The sequence below is a fragment of the Geoalkalibacter ferrihydriticus DSM 17813 genome, from assembly GCF_000820505.1.
Classification (GTDB): Bacteria; Desulfobacterota; Desulfuromonadia; order Desulfuromonadales; family Geoalkalibacteraceae; genus Geoalkalibacter; species Geoalkalibacter ferrihydriticus.
Genome location: NZ_JWJD01000001.1, coordinates 214,149 through 227,939, shown reverse-complemented (window position 1 = coordinate 227,939; position 13,791 = coordinate 214,149). Strand labels below are relative to the sequence as shown.

The following is a 13,791-nucleotide window of genomic DNA, read 5'->3' as shown; positions in this document are numbered from 1 at the left end:
CTTAGTTTGCCACCACGTTGACCAGCCGGCCGGGAACAACAATGACCTTGCGCAGGGTGGCGCCCTCAAGAAAACGACTGACATTGGGACTGTCCAAGGCCTGGCGGCGAATTTCATCCTCGCCGGCTGCGGCAGGAACCTCTATTTTGCCCCGCACCTTCCCGTTGACCTGCACGACGATGGTGATTTCGTCCTGCGCAAGAGCGGCTTCGTCCCAACTCGGCCAGCCCTGGGCCTCAATTCCGCCTTCATGACCCATCTGTGTCCAGAGCTCTTCACTGAGATGGGGAACAAAGGGGGCGAGCAATCGCACCACGGCCTCGAGGGCTTCGCGCAGCACCCCGGGCGAGCCGTCCTTGTCCGCAAAGGTATAAATGGCATTGACCAGCTCCATGATCGCGGCAATAGCGGTGTTGAAACTGAACCGTCCGTCAATATCTTCCGTTACCTTGCGAATGGTGCGATGAGTAATGCGACGCAGATCGCGCGCCGCGCCCTCGGCACTCCGAGGAATCTCAGCGCTGCGGATCCCGTCCAGGTTGTCATGGACCGCGCGCCAGACCCGATTGAGAAAACGATAACAGCCCTCAACCGCCTGGTCGCTCCATTCAAGATCTTTTTCAGGCGGTGCGGCAAACAGGATGAAGAGACGAGCGGTATCGGCACCGTAGCGGGAAATGAGGGCATCGGGATCGATCACGTTTTTCTTCGACTTGCTCATCTTTTCGTTGCGCCCGAGACTGGCGGCCCTGCCGCATTTGCTGCAGGTCCCGTCGCGAACCTCTTCGGGGTAGAGCCAACCATGCTCGGGACAGGACAGGGTCTCCATGCAGACCATACCTTGGGTGAGCAGGTTCTGAAAAGGCTCATCGAGATCGATCATGCCTAGATCACGAAGCACTTTCGTGAAGAATCGCGCGTAGAGCAGATGCATGACCGCATGTTCAATGCCGCCGATGTATTGGTCGACGGGCAGCCAATACTCGGCGGCCTCACGGTTGAGGGGGGCCGTCTCATGCCGCGGGCAGGCGTAGCGCAGAAAATACCAGGAACTTTCTACAAAGGTGTCAAAGGTATCCGTTTCGCGTCGTCCGGGTTTGCCGCAACGGGGGCAATCAACAACGAGAAAAGCTGCGCTGCTTGCCAGGGGCGTGCCCCCTTCGCCGCTGAAAGCGACATCGGTCGGCAGCACCACCGGCAGATCGGAGCGAGGTACCGGGACGGCTCCGCAGTCGTCGCAGTAAATAATGGGGATAGGTGTTCCCCAATAGCGCTGACGCGACACGCCCCAATCCCGCAGGCGGTAATTGACGGTTTTTTTGCCCAAACCCTGCGCTTCGAGGGACTCGGCGATTTTCTCTTTGCCCTCCTCGTTGGGCAGGCCGTCGAAATCACCCGAATTGACCAGCCCCCCCTCCCCGACCCAGGCTTGCTCCATCGTTTCGGGGTGCAGCGTTTCACCCTCTGGTTGAATAACGACCACGAGGGGCAGATCGTATTTGCGGGCGAACTCAAAATCGCGTTGATCATGAGTCGGTACGGCCATGACCGCGCCGGTTCCGTATTCCATGAGGACAAAATTGGCCAGATAAATGGGCATTTCCCGCCCGGTGAGGGGATTGAGGCAGAAAGAGCCGGTAAACACACCCTCTTTTTCAAAATCTTCGCCCGAACGCTGGTTTTTGTCCTGCCGGCGTACCTTCTCGATAAATGCATCAACCTCGGCGCGCCGCTCCGCACGGGTCAGCGACAACGCCAGGGGGTGCTCCGGTGCGAGACTCATGAAAGTGGCGCCACAGAGGGTGTCGGGCCGAGTCGTAAACACTCGAATGCGCGTATCGCCGCCTTTGACGGGAAATTCAATTTCACACCCGGTGCTGCGACCAATCCAATTGCGTTGCATGGTCAGTACCCGTTCGGGCCAACCCGGCAGACGTTCGGTCCAATCAAGCAACTCTTCGGCGTAATCGGTGATCTTGAAAAACCACTGCTCCAGATCCTTTTGCGTAACAACATCGTCGCAACGCCAGCAGCAGCCGTCTTCGACCTGCTCGTTGGCCAGAACGGTCTTGCATTTGGGACACCAGTTGACCGAGGAGTTTTTCTTGTAGGCCAGCCCCCGCTCCAGCATGTCGAGAAAAATCAGCTGTTCCCACTTGTAGTAATCGACATCGCAGGTCGCAAATTCACGCTCCCAGTCATAAGCCAAGCCCATTTTCTGAAGCTGGCTGCGCATGTGGTCGATGTTCTGGCGCGTCCACCCGGCAGGATGGATGCCATGCTGGATGGCGGCATTCTCCGCGGGCATGCCGAAGGCGTCCCAGCCCATGGGATGCAGCACGTTGAAGCCCTGCATGCGCTTGAAGCGTGCCACCACGTCACCGATGGAGTAATTGCGCACATGCCCCATATGAATGCGCCCCGAGGGATAAGGAAACATTTCCAGGACGTAATATTTGGGCAGACTGAGATCCTCCTGAACCTTGAAGACCTTGCCCTGCTGCCAGTGCGATTGCCATTTGGCCTCAATGGCGCCTGGATTGTAGCGCTCTTCCATAAAACCTCCAGCGGGGAATGACCAACCCTGGGCCTGATCCGAGTGCCCTGCCCAGGCTTAAAAAAGGAAAACCGGCAGACGCCGGCATGGTCACAGGATAGGGACTGCGGAAAGGGGCAACCCTCAAGCGCAAAAGGCGGCGGCGCGCGGAGCGATCCGCTGACGCCGCCCGGTTCCGCAGGGTTGCAGCCGTCCTTATTTTTCCCGATAGGTGATGCGGCCCCGGGTCAGATCATAGGGAGACAGCTCAACCGTCACCCGGTCGCCGGGAAGAATGCGGATGTAGTATTTTCGCATTTTCCCCGAAATGTGAGCAAGAATTACATGGCCGTTGTCAAGTTCGACCTTGAACATGGCATTCGGCAAAGGTTCGATCACCTTGCCCTCGACTTCAATGGCTTCTTCCTTAGCCAAGAGAACCTCCCTTTAATTCAACGTTACTGGTCCTGTCCGGCAATGATCCAAGACAGATAAAAAAATCACAAATCGGCTAAATCCGCACTATTAAACATAACTGGCGTATCTTTTGTCAAGTTTGCAATGATTTTGCCCGGATATGGAAATTGCGCGACGAGTTTCTCAGAGGTATGGAGGTACGGCCTGACCGCGGCGCAAAATCTCGGGTCCGATATCTGCCAACGGCAGGATGCGATCCACATCCCCCGTCGCGATTGCTTCTTTCGGCATGCCGAAAACGACACAGGATTCCTCTGATTCAGCGATAACCTGCCCACCAGCGGATTTGACCCTGCGCACGCCCTGGGCGCCGTCGTTGCCCATTCCGGTGAGAACGACCGCGACAACAGGAACTGGAGCGACCTCTATTGCCGAAGAAAACATAACATCGACTGATGGAAGATAAAGCTGCCCCGGTTCGGGGTCAACCACCTGAGCTAAAATTTCTCCGGCGCGTCGATAGAACTTGAGATTCTTTCCGCCTGGCGCAACCAGCACACGCCCCGGCGCAAGACTGTCGCCCGAACGAGCCTCAAAAACTTCCAACTCGCAGAACTTGTTGAGACGCTCGGCAAACGCCCGGGTGAACCCTGCCGGCATGTGCTGACAGACGGCGAACATCAAAGGACAATCGCCTTTGATGCCGGCCAGGATATTCTGGATCGCCGGCGGACCACCGGTGGACGCCCCTATCAAGACCAGGCGATTCCGGCTGGACGGCTGAACCTCCCCAGCGGCTCTGGAGAAAATCCGCGGTCTGCTCTGGGTACGCGGGGAGTTGGCGTTACGTTGCACGATTTTTCGCATGTCGGTGCGGGCACAGTAAAGAACCTTCCGCACCAGGTCGTCTCGAATATCAAACAATTGGCTGTCGCTGCGCGCCGTGGGTTTAGGGACAAATTCGACCGCACCAAGCTCCAGCGCCTTGAAAACATTCTCGTCACCAGCTCGCGATGAAACGACAATGACCGGTGTCGGCTGCTTCTGCATGATAATCCGCAGAAAGGTGAAACCGTCGATACGCGGCATCTCAAGATCCAGGGTGATGAGATCAGGCCGCAGATCGGAAGCCTTGCGCAGCCCCTCCTCGCCGTTGACGGCATAGCCGACAACCACCACTCCGGGGATTTCTTCAAGAATCCGGGTAATGGTGCGCCGGTTGTAAGCCGAGTCATCGACCACCAGGATGCGGATAGGAGCCAAGGACATCACAAGCGTCCTCCACCAGGCTGGTCACCGCTCTTGAGGGGATGTTGATAAACCATGTCATGGGTGAAGTGCCGCAACGCAAAACGCGTACTGACGTTGATCAGCGATTCCGAATGCCCGAGCATCAGAAATCCACCGGGGTGCAGGCGCTGAAAAAAGTTCTCCACCACTTTTTTCTTGGCTTCGAGATCAAAATAGATAATGACGTTGCGACAGAAGATGGCATCCATATGACCGAGCAGCGAAACCCGTGAATTGTCGAACAGATTAAGGTGACTGATATTCACCATCCGTCGAACTTCGTCGACAATTCGATACTTGCCTTCTGATTCTTCGAAATAATCTTGGATATAGCGGCTGTCGGTGGTACGGAAAGACGAGGGCCCGTAAACACCCTTGCGCGCAACCTGCAACACCCGCTGGCTGATATCGGTACCGATGATATCGATGTTCCAGTCGTGCAGACCGGCGCGATGCAGCAACATGGCCAGGGTGTAAGGCTCTTCACCCGTTGAGCAGCCGGCACTCCAGATGCGCAGTTTGCGGCTGCCTTCACTTTCACGGCGCTTCTTGATTTCGGGAATGACTTCCTCGACAAACGTGCGCAACTGGCTTTCTTCACGAAAGAAGTAGGTTTCGTTGGTGGTTAGAAGATCGATGGCCTGGGCCAACTCATCATCGCGTGTCTTGCTGTAGCGCAGCAGATAATAGTAATCCTTGAAGCTTTTAAATTTATGCAGACGCACCTGTTTGCTCAGGCGTTTCTCCAGAAGATATTTGTTGTCTTCCGAAAAATGCAGTCCGCAATGCTGATAGATGAGTTCCCGCATGAGGCGGAACTCCTCGTTGGTCATTGGGATGTCGGGGGTAAAATTAAACATCAGTAGCTCATTCCCCCTGCTGTGTGCGACAAGCCAGAAGATTTTCGATCGCCTGCCGAACGAGATCATCGCCTTCTATAATCAGCCGCGTTTCCAGAAGAGGGCGAATTGCGTCATTTTCCACGGATGCCAGCAGGCTGACCAGCGCCAAGCGCACGTCCCATTGGGGATGATCGATCATCTTGATCGCCACCTCGTCAACCCAGCCGCCTTTCGGCAGCTGCCCCAATCCCTGCAGCGCCGTTTTAACCACTTCTTCATCGTCATGGTCAAGGGCGGCCAAAAGGGCTGAACGCGCGCGCCTGGGATCAAACTCGGCCAACGCTTCCAGGGCGGCAATCGCCACCAGACCAACCGGGTCATGCACCAACTGCTCAACCAGGTTGTAGGCGCGCTCACCGCCGATTCGACTCAAGGAGCGCACGGCATTGGCGCGCACCCAGATGTCATCATCCGTCAGCGCCAGACCAAGGGATTCAACGGCCTCATCCCCTCCCACATGCCCAAGATTTTCCGCTGCCAGCGCCCGCACTTCGGCGTCCTCATCGGTTAGGGCCAATTTAAATCCGGCCGTCAAATCTTCGCCGCCGCATCCAGCCAAAGCGCGCACCGCGGCCTGGCGCACGGCGGGCGACTCGTCCTTAAAAGCCATATCCAAATAAGATCGGCAGCTCGGCTCGCCGATCTGCCCGAGAATTTCCACTGCGCAGGTCCGCACGGAGGCGCGAGCAGCTTCAACCATGGGCGAAACCTTTTCCAGAACCTGACGCGGCGCTTGGCGGCCAATGGCGGCAAGGCCCGCGGCGGCCGCATCGCGCACCTCTTCCACCTCATCGTCAAGGGCTTCAAGCAAATGTTGGATCACCTCGGCGCCGCCAATTTTCGTCAGTGTTCGTGCGGTTACCAGGCGCATCTGGGCATCGGCCGCCGCCAATCCGGCAGCAAGGCGCCCCGCCAAGTCACGGCATTGTCCTTCGCCGGCCAGATACACCAGATAAACATCCATGGCCGAATCCTCACCGAGATACTGCCGGACCAGGTCGCAGACCACCTCCTGCCCCATTTCCATGAGGGCGCTAAAAACGCGAGAGCCAAGTGCTTCATCGCCGAGCAGAGTGAGCATGCGACCGGCGGCTGCGCTATTGCCGATCCAGCCGAGAATGCGAACGGCAGATTCCTGAACGCTGCGGTCGCGGCTTGCAAGCAAACCCGCCACCGAGGTGGCCAGATTGTCATCCTGGTGAAGGCGCAGGCACTGTTTAACCTCTTCGGGAAACCGATCCGCCAGTGTAACCAACGCCAGAGCAGCAGCTTCCCGACATTTGCGCATGTCGTCTTCAAGACCCTCAACCAGCAAAGCCGCGGCGTCGCGGTCGCCAATACTGCCGAGACAATCATACAAAGGCTTGCGCAACAAGCGATCCCCGCGAAAAGGAGCGAGCCTTGCCAGGGGAATGCGTTCGCCGATTTGCGCCAAAGCCTCAAGTATGGTGAACCGCCAACTGAAGTCGGGGGTATCCATGGCGTCAAGCAAAGCCGGAATTGCCTCCTGGGATTTAAGTTTTCCGAGGTTTTCCACCGCGGATGAACGCACGTTTATATCTGCGTCGGTCAAAGCCTCCACCAGCGTGCCGATACAAACCTCATCGCCGATCTCACCGAAGATATCCAAAATAAATTTGCGCACATCCTGATCGGCATGCGCCATTTCCGCTTTAAGATCGGCAACCGCCGAAGAACCCATGCCGATCAGCACGTCCATGGCCGCATTGCGCAAACCCGCATTGTCTTGGGAGTGCAGCAGAGCAATGGCATCAGCAGCAGTCCAGCGGCGATGCGCGCCTTTCAAAAAGCAGCTGACCGCCTCTTTACGCACCCGCCAACTGGCATCTCCCAAAGCTTCGGCCAGAACTGCCATAGGCAGAGAAAGATCAAGCTCCCGAGCGGTGCGCACCGCTTCGATGCGATCTTCCTCATCAGGGGAAGCCAATCGATCCTGTATCTGCTCAATGTTCACAGGCCCGTTACCTTTCGCTTGCTTGAATACGCACGCCATGCATGGAATAAGTTCAGCAAAAAAACCAATCCCGGCGGCAGGACGACAGATCAGTCACGAATTCACCGACAAAATCAATCCATCCGGAGTGTCTCGATTTTGATTACTTCTTGGTGGGATAGAATTTTTTCCAAATCAAGGATGATGACCAGAGAGCTCCTTAATCGACAGACGCCAAGAATGAAATCGGTTTCGCGTTCTTGCATGAACTGAGGAGCGGGTTGAACTTCCTCGCGAGTAAAATTGCGCACCTCCGTGACTTCATCGACCAGCAACCCAATAATTTTCCCGGCAACCGAACAGATGATGACGCGGGCTTTGTTTTGCAAAACTCCAACCGGCAGCTCGAAACGCCGACGCAAATCGACAATGGGAATCACCGCCCCGCGCAAATTGATGACGCCTTCGATAAACGCCGGCGCCTTAGGGACGGGTGTCAGTTTCTGCGGCTTGATGATTTCACGAATTTTCATGATGTCGAGGGCGTAAAGCTCATCCCCCAGACGAAAGCATGCCAGTTGAACTTCACGGCGCTCCGTGTTGTTTTCCTTGACCGCCTTTCTGGCATCAATAAGCATTGATGTCATCTGGACAAATACCTCTGAATGGTTTCGATGACCATCGCCGACTTGAAAGGCTTGGTGATGTAGCAGTCGGCGCCGACTTCGCGGCCGCGCTCCATGTCTTCGCGGGTTTTTTTGGCGGTGAGCATAATGACCGGGATATGGCGGGTCACCGGATTCTGCTTGATGCGCCGACAGACCTCGAAACCATCCATTTCAGGGAGCATAATGTCTAGAAGAACCAAATCGGGCATATCTTCTTCAAGACCTTCAAGCGCTGCTCTGCCATTGGCGACCCCCCGAACCTCGTAGCCCTTCGACGTCAGCAAGATGCTTTCCAACTTCAAAAGGCTTTCTTCATCTTCCACGATCAGTATTTTTTTCTTGGACACGCAAGTGCTCCTTTCACTGCCTGATAGTCACGCCAGCATTGAATATGCCGTCAAGATTGAGCAATATCAGAAAACTGCCCTGATGACGGCCGACACCATTAACCAGATCGACGTCGATATCCGGAAGCAGGGATGGGGGTGGCTCGACGTTGCGTTCGGCAATACGAACCACCTGGTTTATGCCGTCAACCAGAAAGCCCGCGGTTGCCTCATCCTTCTGGCAGACGATAATGCGTGAAGTTGGGGTCTGCTCACCAGCACCGAGCTGCAGCCTGCGCTTGAGATCGAAAATGGGGACGATAACCCCGCGCAAGCTGATAATGCCCAGCACAAAATCCGGAACCCGAGGAATTTCCGTAATTTCTCGGGGCTTAATGATCTCGGCAACGGCACTGATGTCCAGCGCATAGTCTTCACTGCCTAGAGAAAATGTCAGCCATTCCAGGCGTTTTTCGTCGTTCTGCTCGATGTTGCCCGTCAGTCCTTGAAAGTATATCTCTTCGCTGGCCAGTTGCAGACTGTTTTGCGACGAAAACAACCGATCGAGAGAATCATTCACCTTCGGCGATCCGTCAGCTGTTCCCTCCGGGACGCTCACAGCCCTGGCCGGTACCCCCTGGACGGAATTCTGCGAAGCTTCAGAGCCTTGCTTATCCTCAGGAGCGACCGCCGCTTGCGGGGGAAGGTCTTTTTGCTCCCGGGCTTTTTTTCGAATGTCGGCGAGATCAATCATTTATTTACCTGCTGCATGAAAAGCGTGAGAGGCAACCCTAAATAATTTTTAGGTCTTATTGAAAAAGGCGCAATTCATCCGCGACCGCATCGAGGATACTGCCGTCGAGTTGCCTGGCTTCCCGCCCGAAACCCTCAATGAGCGCAAGAGACGCGGCGTGATTGATCCGTCGCGGCACTCCCTGAGAAAGCTCATGAATGCGATCGACAGCCGCCGGTGAAAACAACCCGGCTTGCCCACCGGCCGTCTGCAAACGAAAATCAAGGTAATGTTCCGTTTCGTCGCGGTTTAAACACTGCAACTCATACTGCATGCCGATACGCTGCCGCAGGGGTTCATAGACCGGATGACTCAACCTTCGGCGCAATTCCGGCTGGCCCATGAGGATCACGCTCAACAGATTGCGGTCATCAAGCTGAAAATTGGTCAACAGACGGATTTCATCAAAGGTCTCCTTGTGCGGCACCAATTGCGCCTCATCGATCACCAGAACCGGGCAAACGCCTTGCTGGTACAGCAGATAGAGTTTTTCTCCAATCTGCTCAAGCAAATCGGTCTTGAAAGTCGAGGGTTCCTCAACCCCGAGGTGGCGCGCCAGGGCGCGCAAAAATTCCAGAGGGGTGAGCCGAGGATTGATCAGCAAAATCACTTTGAACGACGAATCGAGCTGATCCATCAGCGCCCGTGAAATGGTTGTCTTGCCGCAGCCGATCCCACCGGTCAAGAGAGCCAGATCGCGCTCTTCGACGGCAAAAAGGAGGCGGGCCAGAGCCTCTCGATGTGAGCGGCTCAGATACAGAAAGCGCGGGTCCGGCGTCTTGCTGAAGGGCCTTTCGCGAAATCCGTAGAAGCTCTCATACATTGAGGGTCAACTCTCCCCGCAAAGATTCGCTCATCAGGCTGCCGACATCAAGCACCAGAATGGTTTTGCGGTTGCCCAGTTCAGCGGCACCGGCAAAACCACGCACCAATGACAGGATATTACCCAGGGGTTTGATCACGACGTCCTGCTGGCCGAGCAGTTCGTCAACCACTAATCCCATGCGTTTTTCCGCCATTCCTACGACCACCACAAAAAATGGGCCTTTACCATCGTCGGCAACAGGTTGATAGTTGAACAACTTCGCAAGACGCAACAGGGGCAGCGTACTCTGCCGCAATTCGATCACCTCGCGCCCCTCGATAGTGCGCACGGAAGTCCTTTCAACCATCAGGGTTTCCATAACCGAGGTGATGGGAATGGCGAATTCCTTATCCATCACCCGGATGATGAGAGCCTTGATGATGGCCAAAGTAATGGGCAGAGTAATCACCATGGTGGTGCCTTCGCCCAGGCGGCTGGAGATTTCAATCATGCCGGAGAGTGCCGAGATGTTGTTTTTGACCACGTCCATCCCCACCCCGCGCCCTGAAAGCTCGCTGACCTTATCCGCGGTGGAGAAGCCCGGCAATAAAATCAGTTCAAAGACTTCTTCCTGGCTCAGATCGGCACTCTCGTCGATAAGCCCGCGCTCAATGGCCTTGCGGCGGACTTTTTCTCCGTCGATGCCGCGTCCGTCATCGTGAATCTCGATGACGACATGATTGCCCTTTTGCACGGCGTACAAGCCGATGTGACCATTCTCGGGCTTACCGGCAGCCAGCCGTGTTTCAGGCAGCTCGATGCCATGATCGATTGCGTTGCGGATGATGTGCAGCAAGGGATCGGAGAGATCTTCGGTGATCAGTTTATCGAGCTCGGTTTCCGCTCCGCGAATATCGAGGACGATCTTTTTGCCGACATCACCGGCCATGCGCCGCACCACACGCGCCATTTTATCAAAGAGCTGACTGATGGGCACCATGCGCACTTCCATGACTCCCTTTTGCAACTCGGAAAGACGTCTTTCGAGTATGCGCGTCGCCTTGACCAGATCGCTGCCGAGGCCATGCCCTTCGAGCTTAAGGCGGTCGGAAAGTTCGCCGATGGTTCCCTTGGCGATAACCAACTCGCCAACGATATTCATGAGAAGGTCAAGCTTGTCGATATCGACTCGTACCATGCGGCTGATGGAGCGCATCGAGGCCGTGGAGTCCCCTTTTTTCGCGGCCGGCTCAACCGATGTCTGCCGCGCGGGGGGCAGCGCCGCAGACACTTCAGGCTTTTTTCCTTTGGTGCCGATTCCCTCAACGGACAAACCCTCGCGCGCGACCAACGCACAGAGTTCATCGAGACTCAGGGGCGAGCCGACCAGGATCTGAAACGCGATGGCATCGTCACTGCCGCCGTCACTGCTGGGAAGGGTACTGATCACCTCGCCGTCCTTCTTGAGAAGTTCGGTGACCTCGGCAAGATCCGTATCGAAGGTTGTCAGCTGAAAGCAGGCCAGAACGCGAAAGAGATTGCGCCCTTTCTTCATATTCTCCAGCAGTCGATGCTCTTCATATTCCGTGAGTACGTCAAGCACCAAGGGATCAATATCAAGGGCGGCGAAAGGGTTGTCTCTGCCCTGCTCCCCGTCTCCCTTGAGCATGCCTTCAAGACTTTTGACCACCGGTCCCACATCAATGGTGTAATCAGCGGACTCGCCCTTGCCGTGAACCAGTCGCCCAAGAATCTCGAGAGCTTCGAACAGGGTTTCAACCAACACCTGCTCAAGGGGTAGCTTACCCAGACGCAGACCGTCAAGTACGCTTTCCAGCTGATGAGACAAATCGGCAATATCGACAAAGCCGAACATGCCCGAGAGGCCCTTGAGTGAATGCGCGCCGCGAAAAATGCTGTTGAGCAGATCCGGATTGGTGTCGCCACCCTCGATGGTTTCTCCAAGCTCCATCAAATCAGCACTGAGGTTCTCCAGAATTTCTTCGGCTTCACCGAGGAATTCCTTGATCGCTTGTGAAGATTTCTCCGTCAAGGAAGCCTCCTTAAGATAGGTACTTCTTTACCAGTTTCTGCAATTCTTCCGGCGAAAAAGGTTTGACCAAGTACGCATCGGCGCCAAGCTTCAAACCCTTTTCTCGGTCTCGCTCACTGCCCTCGGTACTGACGATAACCAAAGGAATGGCCTTGTACTGATCGTTTCGTTTTATGAAACTCACCAGTTCAAGGCCATTGATATCCGGCATATTGATGTCTGTGATCACCAGGTCGAACTTTTCCCTCGGGAGCATGCGCAGCGCCTCGAAACCATTGGGAGCTTCGAATATATCAAATTCACCCAACGCTTCGAGCGTGGCGCAAATCATCGCCCGCATGGTGGGCGAGTCTTCGGTAATAAGTATTTTTTTAGACACGCTGACAGCCACTCCTTCGCAAAAAAGGCATTTCACCAGCACAACAGCCGTTTACCTGGACAAGCATGGCAGACATGAAAAAAATTCCTGCCCAGGCGACCGTCCTGCTCCCCCTGAAATATCAGTCAGTCTACCAGCAAACGAGCCTACTGCCAGGTCTGCCTCGACTATCAGGGCCATATTCTGCCGCGATTGCAGAAAAATGAGCCGCGACAAAGCCCGCCAGTGGATTCTGACACACCATGAATGAATGTGATTTAATATATAGAAGGAGTGCGGGTCTGTAAAGTTTTTTTGCGAGGCAAGGAGCCTATCTGCGCTCCCGGTCCCGAAAGATCAGCCGGATAGGGGTTCCTTGAAAACCAAAGGCTTCGCGGATTTTGTTGGTCAAATATCGTTCATAGGAAAAGTGAAAACCTTCAGCCTTGGATACAAAAATCATAAAAGACGGGGGACGCACACCAACCTGGGTGGCATAGAAAATTTTAAGGCGTCTTCCCTGGTGCATTGCCGGCGGGTGAGCGGTGACGGCCATTTCCAGCGCCTTATTGAGCTCTCCCGTGGTCACCTGGCGATTGTATTCCGCGGCAACCTTTTCGATTTCAGCCATGATTTTTGCAACCCGCTGACCGGTCAGAGCGGAAACAAACAAAATGGGAGCGTAGGGAAGAAACTTAAAATTGATGCGAATGTCCTCGACAAACCGACCCAGGGTCTGATTGTCCTTTTCGACGGCGTCCCACTTATTGACCACCAGCATCAGCGCCCTGCCCTGCTCATGGGCATAGCCGGCAACTGTTAAGTCCTGTTCGGTTACGCCCTCGACGGCGTCGATCACCATAATCACAACGTGGGCACGCTCAAGGGCTTTGAGCGCCTGCACCACACTGAACTTTTCGAGTTTCTGACTCACCTTGCCCTTGCGTCGGATCCCGGCGGTATCGATCAGAAGGTAGGGCTTGCGGTTATAGACAAAAGCGGTATCGATGCTGTCGCGCGTGGTGCCGGCCACGGGATTGGCCACCACGCGTTCGAAACCCAGAAGGCGGTTGACCAGACTCGACTTGCCGACATTGGGCCGCCCGATCACCGCAATGCGGGTGACTTCTTCGGCAGCGGCCGGCCCGGGCGCAGACGGAAGCCGGTCGAGAATGTTCGCCACCAGATCATTGATTCCCAGACCATGCTCTGCTGAAACGGTAAAAAGCTCTTCGACACCCAAGGCATAAAATTCGGCGGCAGCCTGTTCCTGGCGCTCACCATCGACCTTGTTGATCGCGAAGAGCACAGGCTTGTCAACCCGCCGCAACATCGCCGCAACCTCCTGGTCCGCAGGCGTCAGGCCCTGTTGCACATCGAGAAGAAAAACAATGAGGTCTGCCTCCTCGATGGCCAACTGCGATTGTTCGCGCATCTGCTGTAGCAGTCGTTCCTGCGATTGCGGCTCGAATCCGCCGGTATCAATGAGGGTAAACGGCCGCTCAAAGCGTGTTACTTCGGCATAATTTCGATCGCGAGTGACGCCGGGAAAATCCTCGACGAGAGCTTTTCGCCGGCCGAAAATGCGATTGAACAGAGTCGATTTGCCGACATTGGGGCGGCCGACGATGGCAACTACGGGCATGGGAATCAGGTCCTTAAATTAATTCACGGGGGTAGACAAATGGC

Annotated in this window: 12 protein-coding genes; all 12 read right to left on the bottom strand. The window is 55.4% G+C overall.

Annotated elements, in window-relative coordinates; translation table 11 throughout:
• Position 1: 1 nt before the first annotated feature.
• The 12 genes from leuS to der all read right to left on the bottom strand — a co-directional run bounded on the left by leuS (position 2) and on the right by der (position 13,747).
• On the bottom strand, positions 2 to 2,557 hold the full coding sequence (gene leuS / locus GFER_RS01105; RefSeq protein ID WP_040095304.1) for a leucine--tRNA ligase: 2,556 nt from the start codon (positions 2,555 to 2,557) through the stop codon (positions 2 to 4).
• Between the two features lie 195 nt (positions 2,558 to 2,752).
• Positions 2,753 to 2,971, bottom strand: coding sequence for a translation initiation factor IF-1 (gene infA, locus GFER_RS01100; RefSeq protein ID WP_040095302.1), 219 nt, complete (start codon positions 2,969 to 2,971; stop codon positions 2,753 to 2,755).
• 165 nt (positions 2,972 to 3,136) lie between these two features.
• Entirely contained in the window at positions 3,137 to 4,216 is a 1,080-nt protein-coding gene (locus GFER_RS01095; RefSeq protein WP_139172139.1) for a protein-glutamate methylesterase/protein-glutamine glutaminase, read from the bottom strand.
• Between the two features lie 5 nt (positions 4,217 to 4,221).
• Entirely contained in the window at positions 4,222 to 5,103 is an 882-nt protein-coding gene (locus GFER_RS01090) for a CheR family methyltransferase (protein ID WP_040095297.1), read from the bottom strand.
• Between the two features lie 7 nt (positions 5,104 to 5,110).
• Complete coding sequence (locus tag GFER_RS01085) at positions 5,111 to 7,120, bottom strand: HEAT repeat domain-containing protein (RefSeq protein WP_040095295.1); 2,010 nt, start codon at positions 7,118 to 7,120, stop codon at positions 5,111 to 5,113.
• Between the two features lie 113 nt (positions 7,121 to 7,233).
• Positions 7,234 to 7,746 (bottom strand): chemotaxis protein CheW, encoded by a 513-nt coding sequence (locus GFER_RS01080; protein ID WP_235263983.1) that lies wholly within the window; start codon positions 7,744 to 7,746, stop codon positions 7,234 to 7,236.
• Entirely contained in the window at positions 7,743 to 8,114 is a 372-nt protein-coding gene (locus GFER_RS01075) for a response regulator transcription factor (protein ID WP_040095293.1), read from the bottom strand. The genes GFER_RS01080 and GFER_RS01075 overlap by 4 nt, the downstream gene beginning before the upstream one ends.
• Positions 8,115 to 8,127: 13 nt before the next feature.
• Entirely contained in the window at positions 8,128 to 8,847 is a 720-nt protein-coding gene (locus GFER_RS01070; RefSeq protein WP_052445830.1) for a chemotaxis protein CheW, read from the bottom strand.
• A 55-nt stretch (positions 8,848 to 8,902) separates the two neighbouring features.
• Positions 8,903 to 9,709, bottom strand: a complete 807-nt coding sequence (locus GFER_RS01065; RefSeq protein WP_040095292.1) for an ExeA family protein — start codon at positions 9,707 to 9,709, stop codon at positions 8,903 to 8,905.
• Positions 9,702 to 11,744 carry a chemotaxis protein CheA gene (locus GFER_RS01060; protein ID WP_040095289.1) on the bottom strand — a complete coding sequence of 681 codons (2,043 nt, stop codon included), beginning with the start codon at positions 11,742 to 11,744 and terminating at the stop codon, positions 9,702 to 9,704. The genes GFER_RS01065 and GFER_RS01060 overlap by 8 nt, the downstream gene beginning before the upstream one ends.
• Before the next feature lie 10 nt (positions 11,745 to 11,754).
• Positions 11,755 to 12,123 carry a response regulator gene (locus GFER_RS01055; RefSeq protein WP_040095287.1) on the bottom strand — a complete coding sequence of 123 codons (369 nt, stop codon included), beginning with the start codon at positions 12,121 to 12,123 and terminating at the stop codon, positions 11,755 to 11,757.
• A 310-nt stretch (positions 12,124 to 12,433) separates the two neighbouring features.
• Entirely contained in the window at positions 12,434 to 13,747 is a 1,314-nt protein-coding gene (gene der, locus GFER_RS01050) for a ribosome biogenesis GTPase Der (RefSeq protein ID WP_040095285.1), read from the bottom strand.
• Positions 13,748 to 13,791 lie beyond the last annotated feature (44 nt).